The sequence below is a fragment of the Streptomyces sp. NRRL B-24085 genome, from assembly GCF_001282115.1.
GTDB lineage: Bacteria > Actinomycetota > Actinomycetes > Streptomycetales > Streptomycetaceae > Streptomyces.
Window position 1 is genome coordinate 1 of sequence record NZ_LJBR01000282.1, and the last position, 21011, is coordinate 21011.

General features: G+C 72.1%; 20 protein-coding genes, 2 tRNA genes and 2 pseudogenes. 6 read left to right on the forward strand and 18 right to left on the reverse strand.

Annotated elements, in window-relative coordinates; translation table 11 throughout:
* Positions 1-11: 11 nt before the first annotated feature.
* The 6 genes from AOJ26_RS28135 to ehuB all read right to left on the reverse strand — a co-directional run bounded on the left by AOJ26_RS28135 (position 12) and on the right by ehuB (position 4288).
* Positions 12-85: transfer RNA gene (locus tag AOJ26_RS28135), tRNA-Lys, on the reverse strand.
* A gap of 189 nt (positions 86-274) precedes the next feature.
* A complete protein-coding gene (locus AOJ26_RS28140) occupies positions 275-1033 on the reverse strand; it encodes an IclR family transcriptional regulator (protein ID WP_053851167.1) in 759 nt (252 codons plus the stop codon).
* Positions 1034-1253: 220 nt separating this feature from the next.
* Entirely contained in the window at positions 1254-2030 is a 777-nt protein-coding gene (ehuA, locus tag AOJ26_RS28145; protein WP_053851168.1) for an ectoine/hydroxyectoine ABC transporter ATP-binding protein EhuA, read from the reverse strand.
* A gap of 10 nt (positions 2031-2040) precedes the next feature.
* Positions 2041-2691, reverse strand: coding sequence for an ectoine/hydroxyectoine ABC transporter permease subunit EhuD (gene ehuD / locus AOJ26_RS28150; protein ID WP_053851169.1), 651 nt, complete (start codon positions 2689-2691; stop codon positions 2041-2043).
* The gene (gene ehuC, locus AOJ26_RS28155) at positions 2691-3386 is read right to left on the reverse strand and encodes an ectoine/hydroxyectoine ABC transporter permease subunit EhuC (protein WP_053851170.1); all 696 of its coding nucleotides are present in this window, start codon (positions 3384-3386) and stop codon (positions 2691-2693) included. The genes ehuD and ehuC overlap by 1 nt, the downstream gene beginning before the upstream one ends.
* Positions 3383-4288, reverse strand: coding sequence for an ectoine/hydroxyectoine ABC transporter substrate-binding protein EhuB (ehuB, locus tag AOJ26_RS28160; protein WP_053851171.1), 906 nt, complete (start codon positions 4286-4288; stop codon positions 3383-3385). The genes ehuC and ehuB overlap by 4 nt, the downstream gene beginning before the upstream one ends.
* Positions 4289-4386: 98 nt before the next feature.
* On the opposite strand from ehuB, the pseudogene AOJ26_RS45270 reads away from it, so the two are divergent.
* A pseudogene (locus tag AOJ26_RS45270) lies at positions 4387-4527 on the forward strand (DUF3830 family protein); the annotation flags it as partial.
* Positions 4528-4650: 123 nt separating this feature from the next.
* Here AOJ26_RS45270 and AOJ26_RS28165 read toward each other — a convergent pair.
* Together AOJ26_RS28165 and AOJ26_RS28170 are read right to left on the reverse strand one after the other, a co-directional pair.
* Complete coding sequence (locus tag AOJ26_RS28165; RefSeq protein ID WP_053851172.1) at positions 4651-6066, reverse strand: amidase; 1416 nt, start codon at positions 6064-6066, stop codon at positions 4651-4653.
* 22 nt (positions 6067-6088) lie between these two features.
* The gene (locus AOJ26_RS28170) at positions 6089-7036 is read right to left on the reverse strand and encodes a D-2-hydroxyacid dehydrogenase (RefSeq protein WP_053851173.1); all 948 of its coding nucleotides are present in this window, start codon (positions 7034-7036) and stop codon (positions 6089-6091) included.
* Between the two features lie 191 nt (positions 7037-7227).
* On the opposite strand from AOJ26_RS28170, the pseudogene AOJ26_RS28175 reads away from it, so the two are divergent.
* Positions 7228-7467: pseudogene (locus tag AOJ26_RS28175) on the forward strand (decarboxylase); the annotation flags it as partial.
* Positions 7464-8189, forward strand: a complete 726-nt coding sequence (locus AOJ26_RS28180) for a decarboxylase (protein ID WP_053851174.1) — start codon at positions 7464-7466, stop codon at positions 8187-8189. The pseudogene AOJ26_RS28175 and the gene AOJ26_RS28180, both read left to right, overlap by 4 nt.
* Before the next feature lie 19 nt (positions 8190-8208).
* Here the strand turns inward: AOJ26_RS28180 and AOJ26_RS28185 are convergent, their stop codons facing one another.
* Positions 8209-8739: a hypothetical protein gene (locus AOJ26_RS28185; RefSeq protein WP_053851175.1), complete on the reverse strand. Its 531-nt coding sequence runs from the start codon at positions 8737-8739 to the stop codon at positions 8209-8211.
* 10 nt (positions 8740-8749) lie between these two features.
* Entirely contained in the window at positions 8750-9016 is a 267-nt protein-coding gene (locus AOJ26_RS28190; RefSeq protein WP_053851176.1) for a hypothetical protein, read from the reverse strand.
* Positions 9017-9232: 216 nt separating this feature from the next.
* Here AOJ26_RS28190 and AOJ26_RS28195 point away from each other — a divergent pair, with 216 nt between their 5' ends.
* On the forward strand, positions 9233-10324 hold the full coding sequence (locus AOJ26_RS28195; RefSeq protein WP_053851177.1) for an LLM class flavin-dependent oxidoreductase: 1092 nt from the start codon (positions 9233-9235) through the stop codon (positions 10322-10324).
* Positions 10325-10411: 87 nt separating this feature from the next.
* Here AOJ26_RS28195 and AOJ26_RS28200 read toward each other — a convergent pair whose 3' ends face one another.
* The gene (locus AOJ26_RS28200) at positions 10412-12226 is read right to left on the reverse strand and encodes a putative bifunctional diguanylate cyclase/phosphodiesterase (RefSeq protein ID WP_053851178.1); all 1815 of its coding nucleotides are present in this window, start codon (positions 12224-12226) and stop codon (positions 10412-10414) included.
* Positions 12227-12510: 284 nt separating this feature from the next.
* Between AOJ26_RS28200 and AOJ26_RS28205 the strand changes: the two genes are divergently transcribed.
* Complete coding sequence (locus AOJ26_RS28205; RefSeq protein ID WP_053851179.1) at positions 12511-13794, forward strand: M6 family metalloprotease domain-containing protein; 1284 nt, start codon at positions 12511-12513, stop codon at positions 13792-13794.
* A 169-nt stretch (positions 13795-13963) separates the two neighbouring features.
* Here the strand turns inward: AOJ26_RS28205 and AOJ26_RS28210 are convergent.
* The 7 genes from AOJ26_RS28210 to AOJ26_RS28235 form a co-directional block, all read right to left on the reverse strand.
* Positions 13964-14037, reverse strand: a tRNA-Lys gene (locus tag AOJ26_RS28210).
* Positions 14028-14615: a bifunctional DNA primase/polymerase gene (locus AOJ26_RS41310; RefSeq protein WP_063790330.1), complete on the reverse strand. Its 588-nt coding sequence runs from the start codon at positions 14613-14615 to the stop codon at positions 14028-14030. The genes AOJ26_RS28210 and AOJ26_RS41310 overlap by 10 nt, the downstream gene beginning before the upstream one ends.
* Positions 14616-14723: 108 nt before the next feature.
* Complete coding sequence (locus AOJ26_RS28215; protein WP_053851180.1) at positions 14724-15092, reverse strand: hypothetical protein; 369 nt, start codon at positions 15090-15092, stop codon at positions 14724-14726.
* Between the two features lie 111 nt (positions 15093-15203).
* On the reverse strand, positions 15204-16559 hold the full coding sequence (locus AOJ26_RS28220; RefSeq protein ID WP_053851181.1) for an AAA domain-containing protein: 1356 nt from the start codon (positions 16557-16559) through the stop codon (positions 15204-15206).
* The gene (locus tag AOJ26_RS28225) at positions 16556-18148 is read right to left on the reverse strand and encodes a hypothetical protein (RefSeq protein ID WP_053851182.1); all 1593 of its coding nucleotides are present in this window, start codon (positions 18146-18148) and stop codon (positions 16556-16558) included. The genes AOJ26_RS28220 and AOJ26_RS28225 overlap by 4 nt, the downstream gene beginning before the upstream one ends.
* Entirely contained in the window at positions 18139-19260 is a 1122-nt protein-coding gene (locus AOJ26_RS28230) for a hypothetical protein (protein WP_053851183.1), read from the reverse strand. Before AOJ26_RS28230 ends, AOJ26_RS28225 begins: the two co-directional genes overlap by 10 nt.
* Complete coding sequence (locus tag AOJ26_RS28235; RefSeq protein WP_053851184.1) at positions 19211-20164, reverse strand: phosphatase PAP2 family protein; 954 nt, start codon at positions 20162-20164, stop codon at positions 19211-19213. The genes AOJ26_RS28230 and AOJ26_RS28235 overlap by 50 nt, the downstream gene beginning before the upstream one ends.
* Before the next feature lie 209 nt (positions 20165-20373).
* Between AOJ26_RS28235 and AOJ26_RS28240 the strand changes: the two genes are divergently transcribed.
* Positions 20374-20967, forward strand: coding sequence for a histidine phosphatase family protein (locus AOJ26_RS28240; RefSeq protein WP_053851185.1), 594 nt, complete (start codon positions 20374-20376; stop codon positions 20965-20967).
* Positions 20968-21011 lie beyond the last annotated feature (44 nt).

Below are 21011 nucleotides of genomic sequence, written 5' to 3' on the forward strand. Positions count from 1 at the left end.
CCCTTCACCGGTGCGCCGCCAGGGACTCGAACCCCGGACCCGCTGATTAAGAGTCAGCTGCTCTAACCAACTGAGCTAGCGGCGCATGACTCTCGCCCTCCGCCTTCGGCGGCTGGCGACAGAGAAAATACTACCCGGTCGGAAGGGGTGCTTCTGACCACGGGCGAGTGGACCCACTCAGGGGCGCGGGGCTGTGTCGATGTGCGGCTCCGCCGCGTGGGCGCCACCAGCCCGCACGGACCCGCACACGACCGACGACGTTCCCGCCCCGCCTTCAGATCGCCAGTGACAGGAGAACCGGTGCCGCACTCCGGTTCAAGCGGTCCGTCGCCTGGCGGAGGCGGTGGGCCTGCTCGACCGGCAGGGACAGCGCGAGGCAGCCCACGGAGGACCCCGCGGTGATCGGGACCGCCGCGCACACCGTGCCCACCGCGTACTCCTGGAGGTCGAGGTGGGGAACCGTCGGCGGCTGTGCCTCCAGGCGGGAGAGCAGCAGCTTGTCGTTGGTGATGGTGCGCGAGGTGAGCCGGGTCATCCGGTGCCGGGACAGATGGTCGCGGCGGCCGTTGTGGTCGAGCTGGCTGAGCAGGCTCTTGCCCAGCGCCGTCGCGTGCGCGGAGGAGCGGAAGTCCACCCACTCGTTGACCGCCGGGGTCGCGGGACCGTCCGCGTACTGGTCGATGGTGACCTCGCCGTCGACGTACCGGCTGATGTAGACCGCCGCGCCGATCGAGTCACGCAGTTCGTCGAGGGTGCGCTGGAGCTTGTCGCGCAGGGCCTCCTCACGGTCGTGCGAAGAGGTCAGCCTGGTCAGGGCGTCCCCCGTCACATACGCGCCGTCGGCCACCTGCTCGACGTACCCCTCGCGACGCAGCATCCTCAGGAGCGCGGTCAGTCGCTCCGGGCCGAGGCCGGTGGTACGGGCGAGTTCGACGTCGGTGACTCCGGCGGTGTGCCGTGCCACGGTCTCCAGGACGCGCAGCGCGTCCTGGGCCGAGTGGTACGGCGCGGTCGGCTCGTGCTTCAGCGCCACGGTGTTCCCCCTGCGCTCGCTCGGTCGCACTACTACTGGGCCGTAATCCAGACAGCGATCCCTTCCACGATAACCGGCAAAAGGCTTGTAGTGAGCGGCTGTTGACGAGATTCCGTCCCCGGGCCGAGCCCCTCAGCAGGGGCGCTGACACGCTGGCACATGCCAAGGGCATGACCCGGGGCCGGGACCTCGAAGGTTGAACGTTGTTCATTTCAGGGAGTCAGAGAACCGCGCTCAGAAATTCCCGGGTGCGGTCCTGCGCGGGGTCGCTGAAGATCTTCTCCGGCGGGCCCGACTCGATGATCCGGCCCGAGTCGAACATCAGGACCTGGTCGGAGATGTCCCGGGCGAAGCTCATCTCGTGGGTCACGCAGAGCATCGTGATGTCGGTGGTGCGGGCGATGTCCCGCAGCACGTCGAGCACGCCGGCGACCAGCTCGGGGTCGAGCGCCGAGGTGACCTCGTCGAGCAGCAGCACCCGCGGCCGCATCGCCAGCGCGCGTGCGATCGCCACCCGCTGCTGCTGACCGCCGGAGAGCTGCGTCGGCCGGGCGCCCGCCTTGTCCGCGAGCCCCACCAGGTCGAGCAGCTCACGCGCGCGTGCCTCCGCCTCGTCCTTGGACATGCCGAGCACGGTGACGGGCGCCTCGGTGATGTTGCGCAGCACCGTCATGTTCGGGAACAGGTTGAACTGCTGGAAGACCATCCCGATCTTCTTGCGCACCTCGCGCAGCTGCTTCTCCGGCGCCGGGAACAGCTTCTCGCCGTCGACGGTGACCGTGCCCTCGTCGGGCTTGGTCAGCGTCATCAGCATCCGCAGGATCGTGGTCTTGCCGGACCCGGAGGGACCGATCAGCGTCACGTGCTTGCCGGAGTCGACCGAGAAGTTCAGCCGGTCCAGGACCGTGTTCGACCCGAAGCGCTTGGTCACGTCCTCGAAGCGGATCAGCTCGCTGCCGTCGACCGGAGGGTTGGTGTTCGCGTCGGGTTCCTTCATGAGGGGGGTGTCAGCGGACAAGACGTCGCTCCAGGGATCGCAGGAGAAGGGAGGCCAGATAGGAGATGACGATGAAGGCCACGCCGATCACGGTCAGCGGCTCGGTGAACTGGAAGTGCTCCTGCGCGAACAGCCGCGCCTCACCGAGCATCTCCAGGACCGTGATGACCATCAGCATCGGCGTGTCCTTGAGCATCGAGATCACGTAGTTGCCGAGGGCCGGCACGACCCGGCGGATCGCCTGCGGCAGGATCACCACCTGCCAGGTCCGCACCCGCGGCAGGTTCAGCGCGGTCGCCGCCTCCCACTGGCCGGCCGGCACCGCCTCGATACCGGCCCGGTAGACCTGCATCGTGTACGTCGAGTAGTGCAGCCCGATCCCGATGACACCTGTGGTCAGCGCGGAGAGGGTCACGCCCCACTCGGGCAGCACGTAGAAGAGGAAGAACAGCTGGACCAGCAGCGGGGTGTTGCGCACGAACTCCGAGACCACCCCGACGGGCCAGCGCACGAACCGGGAGGGCGCGCGCATCAGCAGCGCCCACACCAGGCCCAGCGCGAAGGAGATCAGCGAGCCCAGGGCGAGGGCTTGCAGGGTGACCAGCAGACCGTCCCAGAACTGCGGCATGAAGTCGCCTACGGCACTCCAGTCCCACTCCATCAGACACCACCTCCGACCGGCTCGGGCACCTTCACCTCACGGGTGGGCGCCTTGCCGACCCCCGCCTTGAGCTTCTTCTCCAGGCCCCGCATCAGCCGGGTGAGCAGGAAGGCGATCACGAAGTAGATGAGCAGCAGGTACGTGTAGATCCCGGCGCTCTCCTGGAGCGCGAGCCGCACCAGGTTGCCGCTGAAGGCCAGGTCGCCCATGCCCATCACGGACACCAGCGCGGTGCCCTTGAGCAGTTCGACCAGCAGGTTGGAGAACGGCGGGATCATCTCCGGCACCGCCTGCGGCAGCAGGATCAGCCTCAGCCGCTGCCAGGGCGTGAAGCTCAGCGCGATCCCGCCCTCCTGCTGGGCCGGGTCGACCGCCTTGAGCGCCCCGCGCACGATCTCGGAGCCGTACGCCCCGTAGGTCAGGCCGAGCGCGAGCGTGCCTGCCCACATCGGCACCAGCTGCCAGCCGAACGCCGGGGGCAGCACGAAGAACACCCAGAAGATCATCACCAGTGCGGAGGTGCCGCGGAACACCTCGGTGTAGAAGCCCGCGAGGAAGCGGACGATCCACAGCCGGTGGGTGCGGGCGACGCCGACCACGAAGGACACCGCGGCGGCGAGCAGCGCGCTGAACACGAGGAGCTGGACGGTGGTCCAGACCCCCCTGAGCACCAGTTCCCAGAGTCCGGAAGTCATCCGCCGCAGAGCTCCTTCGCGGTCAGGTCCGTCATCTCTGCCTGCGTGAACCCGAAGGGCTTGAGGATCCGGAGCAGTTCCCCGCTCTTCTTCAGCTTCCGCAGCTCGACGTTGAAGGCGTCCCGCAGGTTCGTCTCGGTGCGGCGGAACGCGAAGGCGCCGCCGTCGGTGTGCGGCTTGCCGTCCACGATCGGGGTGAAGGCCTTCGTCGCCTCCGCCTTGGTCGATTTCTTCACCACCTCGCGGGTGGTGAGCGCGGTCCCGGCGAACACGTCCACGCGTCCCGCCTCCACCGCGTTCAGCCCGGCGACCTGGTCGGGGACGATCAGGATGTCGCTCTCCCGGTAACCGGCCTCGACGGCGTACCCGATCTCCGCATAGCCGGTACCGGTGGCGAACTTCGCCTTCTTCTCGACGACGTCCTTGTAGTTGTGAAGACCTTTTGGATTTCCCTTGCGGACGATGAAGGAATCGAGCATCTGGTAGTCGGGATCGGCGAAGATCACCTGTTCGCAGCGTTCCGGGGTGACATACATCCCGGCCGCCACGACATCGAACTGCTGCGAATTCAGACCGGGAATGAGCGACCCGAACTCGGTGGGCACGGGCTGCACCCGGTCGACCCCGAGCCGTTTGAAAACGACCCTCGCGAGTTCCGGTGCCTCGCCGGTCAGGTCACCGTTCTTGTCGATGTATCCGAAGGGGATCTCGCCGGCGATTCCCAGCCGTACGACGCCCGCCGCTCTGAGTCGGTCGAGCAGGTCACCGCCTCCTTCGGTGGAGGCGGTGGCCACGCGTGAGCAGCCGGCGGTGCCCAGTGCGCCGAGCGCCGCCACCCCCGCGAGCAGCGATCGGCGGGTGGTTCCGGATATGTGTTCGCCGTGTTCCAGTGGTGGAGCCATGGCGGCGCGGCTACCCGACCGGATGCGACTTATGCGGATCGATTTGAGCCCTGTTTTTCCACCGAGGTCCTCTTGACCGGCGCGGGACCATCGCGTGCATGGCTGACCGCTACATCGAAGTCTCGCTGGTCAAACGCCGGATCACCGCGACGGCAAAGCTTCTCGACAACCGGGCGCCGCTCATCTGCGCCGCCGTAGGGGACGCGCTGCCGCTCGCCGGTGACGTCTGTCACGCGAAGGCTCTGTTATTTCTCCTTCGCCGGCACACAGCTCGGGTGGAAAAGCCGGACGATCTGGGCGAGGGCTGCAACGACCTCTGGCGCACGGGCGCGCCCTCGGCGGGACCCTCCGCTTCAGCCGGACTAGCGCTCACCCCGCGCGAGCCGGGGCGGGTCGATGCCTGCCGCTCCCGACTCGTACAGGGCGTGCGCCGCGCGCAGCACCAGGTCGTCCCGGTGCCGGGCGGCCACGATCTGGAGGCCCACCGGGAGTCCGTCGCCGTCCGTGCCGACGGGCACGCTGGCCGCCGGCTGCTGGGTCATGTTGAAGGGGTAGGTGAACGGCGTCCACCCCGTCCAGCGGCGCTGCCCCGAGCCTTTCGGGACCTCCCTGCCCGCCTCGAACGCGGTGATCGGCAGGGCCGGGGTGACCAGCAGGTCGTAGGAGTCGTGGAAACGGCCCATCCGGCGCCCGAGTTCCATCCGGACGTCCACCGCGGCCAGGTAGTCGAGCGCGCTCATGCGGGCCCCGAGACCGCGGATCTCCCGCAGCCCCGGGTCCAGCAGCTCCCGCTGGTGCGGCCCGAGATGCTGGGTCACCCGGGCCGCCCCGCTGAACCACAGGGTGTGGAAGGCGTCCACGGGGTCGGCGAAGTCGGGGTCGGTCTCGGTGACGTACGCGCCGAGTCCGGCGAGGCGTTCCACGGCCCGCCGCACCGCCGCCGCGACCCCGCTCCGCACGGCCACCTGGCCGCCGAGGGACGGCGAGTAGGCGATCCGCAGCCCGCGCACCCCGCCCGGCAGGGCCGCCGTGAACGGGCCGGCCGCCGGGCCCAGGGCCGACCAGTCGCGGGAGTCCGGCACTCCGATGACGTCGAGCAGCAGCGCCGCGTCGGCCGCGTTCCGGGTCATCGGGCCGACGTGGGCGAGGGTGCCGAAGGCGCTCGCCGGATAGAGCGGCACCCGCCCGTACGTCGGCTTCAGGGCGAAGATCCCGCAGAACGCGGCCGGGATGCGCACACTGCCCCCGCCGTCCGTGCCGAGCGCGAGCGGCCCCGCACCCAGCGCCACGGCCGCCGCGGCACCGCCGCTGGAGCCGCCCGCGGTGCGCGACGGGTCGTAGGGGTTGCGGGTCACGCCCGACAGCGGTGAGTCCGTGACGCCCTTCCAGCCGAACTCCGGAGTGGTCGTCTTGCCGAGGAACACGGCGCCCTGCTCGCGCAGCCGGGCGACGGAGGGCGCGTCCTCGTCCCACGGGCCGTCCTCCGGGATCGTCCGGGAGCCCTTCAGAGTCGGGGTGCCGCGCGTCAGCAGGATGTCCTTCACCGTGACCGGGACGCCGTCGACCGCGCCGGACGGCTCACCGCGCCGCCAGCGCTCGGCCGACGCACGCGCCTGCGCCAGGGCCTCCGCACCGGTCAGCCGCACGAACGCGTTCACCTCCGGCTGGACGCGCTCGGCCCGCTCCAGGGCCGCCCGGGTGGCCTCCACGGGGCTGAACTCGCCCTTGCGGTAACCCTCGACGAGTTGTACGGCGGTCAGTTCCGAGAGGTCCTGCATGTGCTGCCCCTCTGTTCGGCGGTCAGTGCCCCGGTACATACCCGCGTTCTTTGTCGACCACGTTCGTCAGCGGTCTGCCCGCCGACCAGCGCTCGTACAACTCCACGAACTGCGCGCCGAGTTCATCGCGCCAGCCGACCGTGTCGCCGCTCATGTGCGGGGACACGATCAGACCCGGCACCCGCCACAACGGGCTCTCGGGAGGCAGGGGTTCGGTGGCGAGGACGTCGAGGGCGGCCCCGGCGATCCACCGCTTGGACACCGCCTCCACCAGCGCCTCCTCGACGACGAGCGGGCCGCGTCCGACGTTGATGAACCGGGCGGAGGGCTGCATCGTGCCGAAGCGGCGGGCGTCGAACATGCCGTGCGTCTCCGCGGTGAGCGGGGCCGCCGCGATCACCCAGTCCGCGCGGGCCATCAGCCGGTCGAGGTCGTCGGGGCCGTGGATCCCGGTGCGGGGGCGGCGGCCGACCAGGGCGGTCGTGACGCCGAGCGCCTTGAGGGTGGCGACGATCGCCCGGCCGACGGGCCCGGTGCCGACCACGCACGCGCGCGTGCCGGCCACCCGCTGGGACTCCCGGTGCCGCCACACGCCCTCGCGTTGCAGCTCCAGGGTCCGCGGCAGGTCCTTGGCCATCGTCAGGACCAGCGCGGCGACGTACTCGGCGATCGGCTGGTCGAAGATCCCGCGGGCGTTCGTCACCACCGTGTCGCAGGCGGCGAGTTCGGGACACATCAGGTGGTCCACGCCCGCGCTCGCGGTGTGCACCCAGCGCGGCCGCGGGCCCTCGCCCGGCCAGGCGTCCCGTACGGCGGTCGAGGTGAAGTCCCAGACCAGCAGCACGTCGGCGGACGGCAGCCGCTCGGCGAGCGTGGCCTCGTCCGCGTGCTCGATCCGGGCCCGGCCGGTGAGCCTTCCGAGCCTGGGGAGGGGGTCGGCGTCGAGGACCAGAAGGGTGGGGACGGACATCGAGGCACCGTTTCTGCGGATGGTCGCGGGGGCTGCCGGGCGTCCGACGTGAGCGGGGGCACCGGCGGCAGCCCCGGTCTCCACGTGCGCGTGACATGGGCGGATCGACCACGCTCGCACCCGAACCCACCTTCGTCAACACGGGCGTTGCGCACGTTGCGTTGAGTGAGCACGAGATCCAGTACCGCGCCGACCTGCCGGCGTACGACGTCGTCCCGCAACGGGAGGCGGAGCTGCGCAGCCCGGTGATCTCGGCCAACCAGGTGACCGTGTGGGCGGCGTTGCGCCGACTGGGTACCCGAGCCGTGGGACCGTACCAGGCGCTGATCGACCCGGCGGCGAGGTCCGGTCCCGTGCGCCCGGAGATTCCGGGTCTGCCGGCAGTCCGGGAACTGCCGGACGGAGAACAGCAGCAGGAAGGCTGGACATGACCGCACTCGGATTCCTCTACCCGGGCCACTCCGCCGAGGACGACTACCCGCGCATCGAACAGCTCCTGGGCAGCGACATCCGCCTGGACGTGGTGCACACCGACATCGGCACGGACGCCCACCGCGTGGACGCCCTCCTGGAGACGGGTTCCGCCGGGCGGCTCGCCGCGGGCGTCGAGGAACTGCGGATGTCGGGCGCCGAGTCCGTCGTCTGGGCCAGCGGCGGTTTCGTGCACGGCTGGGAGGACGCCCAGGAACAGGTCCGCACCCTGGCTGTCACGGCCGGCATGCCCGCCTCCTCGACCTCCTTCGCCTTCGTGCACGCGGCGAAGGAGATCGGGGCCGCGCGGGTGGCGGTCGCGGCCACCTACCCGGACGACGTGGCCGGCCTGTTCGCCGAGTTCCTGCGGGCCGGCGGGGTCGAGGTCGGCCAGGTCCACGGCGCTGGGATCGTCACCGCCGCGGAGGTCGCCACCTGGGGCGAGGAGGAGGTGTTCGCGCTGGCCCGGGAGGCCGACTCGCCGGACGCCGGGGCGGTGCTCCTCCCGGACACCGCACTGCACACGGTCGCCCACATCCCCGCCCTGGAGAAGGAGCTGGGCAAGCCGGTCCTCACCGCGAACCAGGTCACCGTCTGGGAGGCGCTGCGGCTGACCGACCGCCGGGTGAACGCTCCCTCGCTGGGGGCGCTGTTCACGAGGGAGCCGATCGTCCAGGTGTGACGCGGGCGGCCTCAGGCGCTCACCGCCGGGACTCCTGCGGGGTCTCGGCGGTGAGCGCCGCGCGCATGGTGCGCAACCGCCGGTTCTGGAGATTGCCGTAGAGGACGAGCCAGCCCAGGAAGACGGCGCTGAAGACGGCGAAGCCGACTGTCTGCCGTACGTCCGCGGTCAGGGCCGTCAGCACCACGAGGGCTGTGAACAGGACGGCGAGGAAGACCGCGGCCGCGACCCGGTGGCGGGTGCGGTGCAGGCGCTGTTCGACCAGGTCACGCATGGCCTGCCGCTCCTCGGGCGCGGTCGGGACCTCGCCCCGGCGCAGTCGCCGGTCCAGCGTGATGAGGCCGTCCGTCGATCCGGCGGCCCGCTTCTCCTTGCGGCGCACGGCCGTCAGCACGGCGATCCCGCCGAGGGCGCTGAAGGCCATGCGCACCAGGACGGAGGCGGGAGACCGCCCGGGGAACAGCAGCAGGACCACGGCCGAGGCGGCCAGTACGGTCAGGACGTACTGAAGCCACAGATGTCTGCTGATCAGGGTGTTGAAGCGGTCCACGGCGTCCCCCTCACAGCCGGGTCCGGGCCCGGCGCCGGATGCCGACGACCCGCATCGTCAGACCGATGGTGAGCAGGGCGAGCGCCACCACGCAGTACGCCCACGAGCCCGTGCCCCGGACGGCGTCCACGCAGGTCAGGACCGCCCACAGGCCGGCCACGACACACAGCGCGGTCCAGGCGGTGTCGGCGATGCGGACGGAGAGCTGGTCGCGTTGTCTGGTGCCGGGTTCGAGGGTGCCGGGCCCGTTCGGTCGCGGAGTCTCAGAGCGCGTCATGAAAGCTGCCTCCGGTTGGGTATCGGGGCATTTCGGGTACCCCGGTGCCCTGCCCGCAAGCGGTCAACTCCCCTGCCGGATACGGAAGCTGAGGCTCCGTGGAGCTGTGGCGGGCCCGGTCCGCGCCGCCCCCGGCGAAAACCCCGGGAACAACCGGGTCCATCCCCCTGTTACCCGCAGAGCGACAGCGCACGGCACACACAGGAGGAGCCCACCGTGGCGGAAGACGAGATCCGGGGTACCGCACAGGGCACCGCCCCCGTACCCCTCTCGGTACTCGACCTGGTCACCGTCGGCGCCGGACGCACGGCCACCGACGCCCTGCGCACCAGCGTCGCCATCGCGAGGCTCACCGAGTCCCGCGGCTTCCACCGCTACTGGGTCGCCGAGCACCACTCCATGCCGGGCGTGGCGTCCTCCTCGCCCGCGGTGATCCTCGCCCACCTCGCCGCCCACACCAGCCGCATCCGGCTCGGCTCGGGCGGTGTCATGCTCCCGAACCATGCCCCGCTGGTGATCGCGGAGCAGTTCGGCACGCTGGAAGCACTGGCCCCGGGCCGGGTCGACCTGGGCCTCGGCCGGGCCCCGGGCACCGACGGCGCCACCGCGGCCGCCCTGCGCCGCACCGACCGCCTCCACGAGGGCGCCGACGACTTCCCCGAGCAGCTCATGGAGCTCACCCGCTTCCTGGACGACGACTTCCCGGACGGTCACCCCTACCGCCGTATCCACGCGGTGCCCGGCCCCGTCCAGGCGACCTCGCCCGGCGGAGTCCAGTCCCCGCACCGGCCGCCCGTCTGGCTGCTCGGCTCCTCCGGCTTCAGCGCCCGGCTGGCCGGCTCCCTCGGCCTGCCCTTCGCCTTCGCGCACCACTTCTCGGCGCAGAACACCATCCCGGCCCTGGACCTGTACCGCGAGTCCTTCCGCCCCTCCGCGGTCCTCGACGAGCCCTACGCCCTCATCGGCGTCTCCGCCCTCGCCACCGACGACGAGAAGGAGGCCCGCCGCCAGGTCCGCGCCGCCGCGCTGAGCATGATCCGGCTGCGCACCGGCCGCCCCGGTCTGGTCCCCACCCCGGAGGAGGCGGAGGCCTACGAGTTCAGCCCCATGGAGGAGGAGTTCGCCACCTCCTGGAACGCCAACGTCATCCACGGCACCGCCGACGAGGTCCGCGCCGGCCTCGACGACCTCCACAAGCGCACCGGGGCCGACGAACTGATGCTCACGGGCAACGCGCACAGCGGAGACCTGCGCCTGCGCTCGTACGAACTGGTCGCGGACGCCTACGGGCTGCCGACGGCACCCTGAACCGGGCGGGCGGAGCCGGGTGGCTGATGGGGCGGGTGCGCTGTCGCGCACTCGCCCACGGTTCGTCGCGGCACCCCCGCGCAGCGCCTACGCCTGCACGCCCATCAGCCCGGAGATACGATCCGGCGACACCGGCCGTGAGTACAGCCAGCCCTGGCCGGTGTCGCAGCCGATGCGGCGCAGCCGGCTGGCCTGGGCCGAGGTCTCCACGCACTCCGCGGTGACCGTGAGCCCGAGGCGGTGGGCGAGCTGGATCATCGCCTCCACGACGACCTCGTCGGCCGGGTTCGGGGCGACGCCCTCACCCTCGTACTGGAAGCCCCGGACGAAGGAGCCGTCCAGCTTCAGGACGGAGACCGGGAGGCGGCTGAGGTAGGCGAGGTTGGAGTAGCCCGTGCCGAAGTCGTCGATCGCGATCCCCACGCCCATGTCGCTGAGGGCCTGGAGGGCCTGGAGCGGGCGGCCCGCGGAGCCCATCACCGCGGACTCGGTGAGTTCGAGCTGGAGCAGGTGCGGCGCCAGGCCGGTCTCCGCGAGGGTCTGCGCCACGTCAGCGACCAGGTCGGAGTCCCAGACCTGACGGACCGCCACATTCACGCTGACGAAGATCGGCGGCTCGTCGGGGTGGTCGAGCTGCCACTGCCGGGCCTGACGGCAGGCGGTGGCGAGGATCCAGCGGCCGAGCGGGACGATGGAGCCGTCCTCCTCGGCCAGTGCGATGAACCGATTCGGCGTCAGCAGGCCGAACTGCGGATGGTTCCAGCGCACCAGCGCCTCGACCCCGCGCAGCCGGCCGTCCTCCATGCCCACCAGCGGCTGGTACTCCAGCTTGAACTCGCCGCGCTCGATGGCCGGACGCAGGGTGGAGGCGAGGGCCTGGCGGGTCATGCGGTGGGCGTTGCGCTCGGGGTCGAACAGCGTCCAGCGGTCCCGGCCGTCCGCCTTGGCCCAGTAGAGCGTGGTGTCGGCGGCCTGCATCAGTCCGGTCGCCGAGGTGCCCGCAGCCCGCCGTTCGACCACCCCGATCGACGCCGACACCGACATCCGGTGCCCGGAGAGGTCGAAGGGTGCCTGGATCGCCTTCAGCAGGGACTCGGCGAGGTCGGCGAGCTGCTCGGTGCCGGTGGAGTCCTCGACGAGCAGCGCGAACTCGTCGCCGCCCAGCCGGGCCACCAGGGGAGCGGCCGCCCGGTCGTGGCCGGCCTCGTCCGCGCAGCGCGTCAGACGCTCGGCGACGGCGGCCAGCAGCCGGTCGCCGACCCGGTGGCCGAGGGTGTCGTTGACGGCCTGGAACCCGTCGAGGTCCAGGTAGCACAGCCCGATCCGGCCCGTGCCGCCCTGCTCGTACGACTCCGGCTCCAGCGCGGCCGTCAGCCGCTCGAAGAACAGCGTGCGGTTGGGCAGCCGGGTCACCGGGTCGTGCATCTGCAAGTGCCGCAGCCGCGCCTGGAGTTCACGGCGTGCGGTGATGTCGGCGACCGACAGCAGGACACCGGGGGAGCCCTGCGGGTCGGCGGTCAGCGGTGTGACGGTGATCTGCGCCCACATGGAGTGCCCGTCGGGATGCTTGAGCCGGCGCTTGCAGCGCAGCTTCGCCTGCCGGCCGCGCAGCACCTCGCGATACGCGTGCCAGGTGCGCGTGTCCGACGCCAGGTCCACCAGGTCGGCGGCCGGGGTCCCGGTCAGTTCCTCCGGCACCGCGCCGAGCAGCTCGCCGAAGGCGGGGTTGGCGTCGATCACCGTGCCCTCGCCGTCCACCACGGCCATGGCCAGCGGCGCCGCCGCGAAGGCCGCGCGATGCGACGGGGGCTCGGTACGAAAAGGTGTCGCGATATCACTCTCTGTAACGGCTGACCCGTCGAGGTCTGCCGCGGGCGCCGGCCCTTCGGACGTTCCGTTCACCGCTAGCTCCCGCAGTGCACTCGATCGCTGTCCGCGCAGGAAAGTGTGCCGATCATAGAGGCTGCCCCCAGGCCCTTCCAGCCATTGCCCAGTCTGGGGGACCGGCAACCCCTTCTGACAGATCGTTTCTGCCCGCGACTGGACGGGTTCTTCAGGCCGGAGACCGGTTGTGACGTTCCGTGAGTGATTCGGGGGTGTCGGCCGGTTCGGCAGGTCACGCCAACTCACTCGTCCGGTGCAGATAAACAGGACGTAGTACAGCAAATCAACACAGGCTGGGTGCGGTGTCCCGTGAACCGCTCCCGGAGGTCCCGTTGCCGCGCCCTTTTCCGCGCACTTTCGCGCGTCCCCCACTGCGCAGCACCGCCGCCGTGTTCACCACCATGGCGGCCCTCGCCGCCACCTCCCTCGTCACCGCCCCCTCGGTCGCCGGTCCCTTCTCCTCGGCACCGTGCACCCTCGAACGCACCGAGGCCCACCACTCGGAGGGCCTGGACACCTGGAACACCGCGTATCCGCGCCCGGCCCGGGCCCTCGACGCGGTGATGATCTTCCTGTCCTTCCCGGACGCCCCGCCGCTCACCACCCCCGCCCAGCTCACCGCCGACCACTTCCCGGCCACCACCCGCTTCTTCGAACGCGCCTCCTACGGCCGCTTCACGCTGCGCCCGCATCCGCTGCGGGACTGGATCCGGATGCCGCGGCCGTCGACGTCGTACGCCATACAGCGCGACTGGAGCGCCGCGGACCGGGGCGCCTACCTGCGGGACGCGCTCGCCGCGGCCGACGGGCAGGTCGACTTCTCGCGCTACGACGTCGTCTACTTCGTCGCCGACCCGGACGCGCCGGGCGTCGACTCGGACGCCACGAAGGTGGTCAACCTGGACGTGCCGCTGCGGGCCGACCGCACGGACATCCGCCGGGTCGTCACGGTGTTCGAGAAGCATCCGCCGGACCGGCTGGTGCTGGCCCATGAGACCGGGCACGTCTTCGACCTGCCGGACCTGTACCACCGGCCGGTGGACGGCAAGGGCGACTGGGACACCTATGTCGGTGACTGGGACCTGATGGGCAGCCAGTTCGGTCTGGCCCCCGAGCTGTTCGCCTGGCACAAGTGGAAGCTGGGCTGGCTGGAGCGACGGCAGGTGGTGTGCGTACGCGGGCCGGAGCCGGCGCGGCTGACGCTGGAGCCGGTGGGGGCCGGTCCCGACCGGGCCGGGGTCCTTGGGCTCGGGCGCGGCACGCGGCTCGCGGTCGTGCGCACCGGGACCGACAGCGTGCTCGCCTTCGAGGCACGCGGGGCGGTGGGCAACGACACGGCGGTCTGCCGGCAGGGTGTGCTGGTCTACCGCGTCCACAGCGGCGCGGCGTCCGGCGGCGGCCCGATCCAGGTCCTCGACGCCCACCCTCGCACCGAGGCCTGCTGGGAGAACTCCGTCTACCCGCCCCTGGCGGACGCCCCGGTCGAGCCCGGCGAGACCTTCAAGGTGCCGGACGAGGACGTACGAGTGAAGGTGACGGGCCGAACGACGACGGGCGCGTGGAACGTGGAGATCACAGTCGGCTGACTTCCTGACCGACGGCTCGGTGAGCGGTCGGGTGCCTTCCGGCCGGCGGTGCGGTGAGCGAGGGGGGTGTGGGTGGCGGAGCCCCCGCATCGCGCGGCGCAGCCGCGCAGGAACGACGATGGCGAGGCCGGTTCGCGCTTTCCGCGAACATGCCTCGCCATCGACAACGTGCGCCGCCAGGGACTCGAACCCCGGACCCGCTGATTAAGAGTCAGCTGCTCTAACCAACTGAGCTAGCGGCGCCTGCTGACGTCGTAGACCTTAGCATCCTGATCGGCCGGGGGAAAAATCGAAATCCGCACGGCGGTGCGGGCCGCGCGCACGGCCGCCCAGAGCAGGATCTCGGGGCCCGGCAGCCAGGGGTGACGGGTGTCGGGGCCGACCAGCCAGCGGGAGGACGTCGCGGATTTCGCCGCGCCGAGCGGGGCCGGGACGGTCACCGCGTCGCCGGTGCCGTGGCACAGCAGCGGCGGGATCGACGCCGTACGGCCGCACTCCTCCCACCGCAGCAGGGACGGCAGCCGCTGAGCCGTGCCCGGCGCCGCGAAGAGCAGCATCCGGCCCCGGAGCGTCGCCACCGGCCCCGAGCCCGGCCCCTCGTCCCACAGCCGGTCGAGCATCCGGCGCCCGAAGATCACGGGGGCGCTCACCACGTCGAAGACGGTGCCGCAGGGCAGGACGACCGAGGCGGCTGGGCGCTCCTCCCAGAACGACAGGGTGCTGCGCGGATACGTTCCTGCCGAGGCGAGCCAGGCGGCCCCGTCCGCGGTGACGCCGGAGACGTCGAAGCGGTCGGAGAAGGGTTCGTCGCGAGTGCTCATGCCGTCTACATCTACCCGGCGTGAGCGATCGGTTCCCCAGGGTTGCGGGAATTCGGGACAGGAGGGAGGGATGAGGGGTATCTTGCCCGGCTGGCATATGCCAGCCGCTCAGACCGGGTCCGCGTGCCCCGCTCCGCCCTCCGCACCGCGCAGCAGGTCCCGGCCGAACTCCACCATCTTCTTCGCGTAGTCCTCGGTCCACTCGGCACGCTCGGCGATGTCCGCCGTCGTGAGCCGGTCGAAGCGCCTGGGGTCGGCCAGCTGGGCCGCCGCCATCGCCTGGAACTCCACGGCACGGTCCGCCGCCGCGCGGAAGGCGTGCGCCAGCTCGGTGGACCGGGTGAGCAGCGCGCGCGGGTCGTCGATCGACTCCAGGTCGAAGAAGTGCTCCGGGTCGTCGGCCACCTGGGCGGGCTCGAACAGCAGGGGCGCGGGGCGTAGCCGCGGCTCGTTCCGACGCGGCGTGGGCTCCGCCATGTCTTCATCCTCCTCGTACGTCGTCCGTACCGTCGGCCCGCCTGTGGAGGGCCACCGTCCATTGTCCCGCGCCCGTGCAAGAGGGCCCGATGCCCACGACAGCGCGCACCGTCACGGACGCCACGGCACCCGGTGCTCCGCGAGACGGGCCAGCACCGCGTGGTTCGCCTCCCAGCCGTCCGGGAACTTCACCAGGGTGCCGAGCTGGACCGGCTCCGTGGACGGGTAGTCGTCCAGCAGGTCGCTCACACCCGCCCGGCACACCACCACGCACGCGTGGCGGTGGCGCGAGGCCAGCACGCACAGGCGGCCCGTCTCCAGATGGAAGGCGGTGGCGTCGGGACGGCCGGAGAGCGGGTGCAGGACGACCGTGACGTCGTACTCGCGGCCCTGGAGACGGTTCGCCGTGTCGACGGTGACGTCCGTGACGCCGAGGTCGGTCAGCGCCGCGCGGACCGCCGCCGCCTGGTCACGGTGCGCCGTGCCCACGGCGATGCGGTCGGCGGTCAGCGGCGCGGGCTCCGGTGAGCGCTCCGACGTGGCCGCCCCGCCCCGGTCCAGCAGGCGCCGTACGACGGTCGCGACGGCCCGCACCGCCTCCGGGTCGGTGCGCGGGGTGTGCCGCGCGGGCAGCTCCAGCAGGCCCCAGCCGGACTCCGCCGCCGCGTCGATCACCCGGTCGGGGCCCGACCCGTCCGAGGGGACGCCGAAGGTGAGCCGGCGGTCGTCGTGGCCGGTGCCGCTGCGGAAGGGCGTGTACGGGTAGAAGGCGTCCGAGACCAGCGGCGCGGCCGAGGCGGGGAGCCGCCAGGACACCGGCAGCCGGTGCTGGGGCAGCTCGGGGTTGTGGGCCAGCAGGGTCGTCACCGCCGAGGCCGAGGGGTCGTACGACAGTCCCGCCCACTGCTCGCTGCCCACGATCGCGAACGGATCGAGCTGGCCGGGGTCGCCCACGAACAGCGCCCGCTCGAACAGCCCCGCCACCGCCAGCAGCGAGTCCGAGCGCATCTGGTACGCCTCGTCCACGATCGCGTGCGCCCACGGCTCGTCGGCCTTCACGTGACCCCACTTCGCGGCCGTGGAGATCACGACCGGCAGCCCGGTCAGGTCACCGGCCTTCGCCGACTTGCGGACCTGCGGGAGGTCGTCCAGCGCCTGGTCGTACGGGTCGGCGTCACTGCTGTGCAGCCGCCCCACCGGCAGCTCGGGGTTCTTCTCGGCGAGCCTGAGCACGAGGTCGTCGACCTGGGCGTTGGTCTGCGCGACCACCATCAACGGGCGTCCCGCGTCGGCCAGTTCCAGGGCGGCGCGGACGACGAGGGTGGACTTGCCGGCGCCGGGCGGGGAGTCGACGACGACTCCGCGGTGGGTGCCGTGCAGGGTGTCGTGGAGGATCGCGTCGGTGGCGCGCGCGGCCTCGGCACCGGGGTCGAAGGTCCGGTGGCCTCCGGGGGCCGGGGTGGTCACAGCACGTCCTCCGGGGTCACGGGATCGGCGGTCTCCAGCACGGTCTCACCGGGCGGCCCGCCGTGTGTCCAGGGCGTGTCCTCCGGGTCGGGCAGCTTGGCGCCGCCGCGCTGCTCGTGCTCGAAGAGCGTGAAGCACACCCGGTCGCCCTTCTCCGGGACGGACCCGGTCTCCGGCTCCTTGCCGCGGCCCATCTTGTCGAGCACCTTGAGCACGATCAGCGCGCCCTCCTCCTCGCACCCCACGAACTCGGCCGACTGCGGCTTGCCGCCCAGCGAGCGGTACACCTTGGCCCGCTCGCCCAGGTGCGGCCGGTCGTCGGTGCGCACGGTCACCAGCGGGCGGGGGCTCGGCCGCTTGCCCTCGCTGTAGGTCATCTCCACGTCGACGACCTCCCCCGCGAACGCCTCCCCGGCCAGCCGCCGCCCCGCCATCACCAGCGGGTCGTCGAGCGCCTCCTGCGCCTCCAGGCGGGCCTGTTCGCGCTCGCGCGCGGCGAGCTTGCCGGCGGCGGTGACCGCGTCGTCGCGGCGCGGCTGCGGGGGCTCGCCCGCCACGACCCGGTCGCGGTGGCCGGTGAACGACCAGCGGTCGCGCGTCCACCGCTCCTCGACATGCGCCCCCTCGGGCAGCGCCCGCAGCAGGTCCACGCTCCGCCACACCGCGTCCCAGGTGGGGCGGGTGTGGTGCGCGACGAGCGCGCGGATCTCCCGCTCGGCGGCGGTGAGCGCGCCGAGCCGGTCGTCGGCCTCCAGACCGTCCTCGGCGGCGGCGAGGGCGGTACGCGCGCGGTCGTAGCGCTCGAAGGCCGGGGCGAGCAGCTTGTTGTCGAACGCCGGGTCGGTGGCGGGACCGGCGGGCGGATGCAGGAGCTGGCCGCGGTCGTCCCGGGCGAGCTCGGCCTCCAGGGCCGCCTCGGCGCCCGAGCGGCCCTCGGGCGGGTCGATCCAGGCGAGCAGCGCGCCCAGGTGCTGGTCCTCCAGGCTGGACTGCCCGGTCGACCAGTGCCGGGCCAGCACGTCCGTCATCGCCAGCAGCAGCGAGGAGCCCGGCACCCGGGCCCGCTCCCCGAAGTGGGTCAGCCACCGGCCCAGCAGCGGCACCCGGGGCGGGGCCGGGTACGGCGTCTCCGGGTCCTGCTCCGCCGTACGCCGAAAGCGCATCGAGCGCCCGAGCAGCCGTACGAAATCGACGCCCGCGCGGCTCGGCAGGATCAGTTGCGGGGCGTCCGCGCACAGCTCGACCTCGACCTTGACGCGCTTGCCGGTCTCCGGGTCGGTCTCGTTGCGCTCGGCGGCCTCCACGGCTTCGGCGTATCCGTCGACGTACGGCAGCACGACGTCCGCCAGCTCGGCCAGGAACGCGAACCTGAGGTCACGGTCCCGGGGCTGTGGAACGACCAGGAGGTGCGGGGCGTCCCGGTCGGTTCCCACGAGCGCGCCGAGCGGGGCACCGGCCTCGCCCGCGGTGGTGAGCGGGACCAGGACGAGCGGACGGTCCGAGAGATGGCGGTGCCGCACGGTCGCGGCGGGCTGGGCGCGGCCGGTGCTGACGGCTTCCAGGCGGGCGAGCGTGGCGATCAGTGACATGCGGCCACCCCCAGCGCCTCCGCGCGCAGTTCGGCCGCTCTGCGCAGCGCCGCAACGGCCGGGTCGTCGGGGTCGCCGGTCTCGCCGCGGGCCGCCGCCAGGACGTCCTCGACCGTCGTCAGACCGCCGAGCTCCGCGCGCACCGAACGGCCCAGGGAGGTCACCTGGCCGGCCGCGCGGGAGCGGTCCCGGCAGTGGAAGGCCAGTTCGCACGCGGACAGGCACTCGGGGGCGTAGGTCGCCGGGACCGACTCGACGGCGGCGGCCAGCTCGGCGGCGGGCAGGCCGGGGGCGAAGCAGGTGCCCTCGGGCAGGGCGTCGGCGATGTCCTCGATGCGGGTGAGCCGGGCCAACTGGCGGGCGGTGACCGCGCGCTGCTTGCGGATGTCGACGGCGGACGCGGTGGGGAGGTTCGAGAAGTCCTTGGGGCAGACCAGCAGCACCCGGTGGCGGACCTTCGGCGCCGGTTCCAGCCGGGCGGCGACCTCCTCCAGCGCGAGGACGTACACCGCCGCCTGGCGGGCTGCCGCGCCCACCTTCGAGGGGTCGGCCGAACCGTCCAGCATCGGGAAGGACTTGATCTCCACGACCGTCCAGCTCCCGTCCGGGTGCACGACCACCGCGTCCGGCTCCAGGAAGGCGGGGGAGCCGGCGACGTCCAGCGCGAGCATGGGATGGTCGAGGAGCGTCCACCCCTGCGCCTCGCCGGCCTCGCGCAGGGCGAGGGCGGTGCGCGCGGTCCGGCCCTCCGGGCCGATCGCGGTGAGGTCGGGCACATGGGCCCCGTCGGGCGGCTCGGCGCCGCGGTCCAGCCGCTCGTGCACCAGCCGCAGCAGCTCCGCGCCGCCGTCCGCCTTGACCTTCGCCTCGAAGGCGTTGCCCCGGGTCAGGGCGAACTGCGACTGCCCGAAGGCGGACGGCGAGCCCAGCGCACTCGCCAGGGCCGTCTTGTTCACCCCGGCGCCGTCCAGGATCGCGCGCCGCCGGCACCCGGGGTTGGCGGCGAGGGCCGCCAGGGCGCGCGCGTCCAGCGCCTTGGCCGGTACCTCGGGACCGCGCAGCTCAGCGAGCCGCTGCCGGAGCGCCGTCCCCCGCGTCCGTGGGAGCGGCACTCGGTTCGGCTCCGCCTGGGAAGCGTGATTCGCGCTGCCGTGGAATGTGCTCACCCGCGGAAGTCTGGCATCCGCCACTGACAATCGAGGTCTCTGTGGCGCGAGAGGCCACGGACACGGTGGCTATCCGGGCGCGGACGCCCGCCGTGGCCCGCTCCGCCGCCCGGCTGACGTACGGGGCGAGCAGGAACCCGAGCCCCATCACCGCCGCGCCCGCGACCGCGTCGAGGAAGTAGTGGTTGGCGGTGCCCATGACCACGATGGTGGTGATGAGCGGGTAGGCGACGGCCGCGACCTTCGTCGTACGCGTCCTGCCGTAGCGCCACAGCATCACACCGCACCACAGCGCCCAGCCGACGTGCAGGCTCGGCATGGCCGCGTACTGGTTCGTCATGCCGCCCATGCCACGCGGCGCGCTGGCCTCCCCGCCCCACCAGCCGTACGAGCTGTACTGGGCCATGGTGTCGACGAAGCCGTGGCTCGCCGAGAGGAGACGGGGCGGGCAGGTCGGCAGCAGGGTGAAGCCGATCAGGCCCATGAACGTGGACGTCATCAGCCAGGTGCGGGCCGCCCGGTAGTGCAGGGCCCGGGAGCGGAAGAGCCAGACCAGGACGGCCGGGGTGACCAGGTAGTGCAGCGAGGCGTACCAGAAGTCGGCCGGTACGCCGATCCATGCCTGGTCGGTGAACAGCCGGTTGAGCGGGTGCTCGGCGTTGAGGTAGAGGACCTTCTCGATCTTGAGGATCGCGAGGCCGTGGTCGACGGCGCCCGAGACGTCGCCCCTGGCGAGAAGCCGTCCGGCGCTGTAGCAGGCGTACACCAACAGGATCAGGGGCAGCTCGGTCCACCAGCGCAGCCGCGTGTCCGGGACTGCCTCGGTGCCTGGTGTCTCGGTCAGCGGCATCCGATCCTGTCCCCCTTCGTTTCGCGCGGCTTCCGGCGGTCGTCGTCCGGTCGTGCCACTTTACGGTGTATGAGCGGGCCCTTGTGGAGTGCCCCCACGCAGCGCCTTCGGCCCTCAAAGACGCTGGGATCGCCCGTCGGGTTGCCCTCACACAGGGTGCGCGATGATGGAGGGGTTCTGCCTCCGTTTTCCCCCGGAAAGGTTTCTTCATGGCACCGCGCATCCTGCTGGCCCGGCACGGACAGACCGAGTGGTCGCTGTCCGGCAAGCACACCGGCAGGACCGACGTGCCACTCCTGGAGGAGGGCCGGCGGGGCGCCAAGCTGCTCGGCGAGCGGCTGCACCAGCCCCCGTACGACGGTCTTCCCGGCCTGGAGGTCCGCACGAGCCCGCTGGCACGCGCGCGTGAGACCTGCGAACTCGCCGGGTTCGGGGACCGGGCGGCCACCTGGGACACGCTCATGGAGTGGGACTACGGCGCGTACGAGGGCATGACCCCGGACGAGATCCAGGCGGTGCGGCCGGGGTGGCTGATCTGGCGGGACGGCGTCCCCGAGGGGGAGTCGCTCGCGCAGATCACGGCACGCGCGGACGAGGTCGTCGCCTGGGCGCGGTCGGCGGACCGGGATGTGCTGGTGTTCGCCCACGGGCACATCCTGCGGTCCCTCGGGGCGCGGTGGCTGGGGCTGCCGATCGATTTCGCGGCGCGGATACGACTCAATCCGACGTCCTTGTCCGTGCTCGGGTGGGCTTACGGGGAGCCGGCGATCGAGAGCTGGAACGACCTGGGGCATCTGGGGTAGTTGCTCGACCGCGCGCCGGCGGGGCTTCTCGCGCAGTTCCCCGC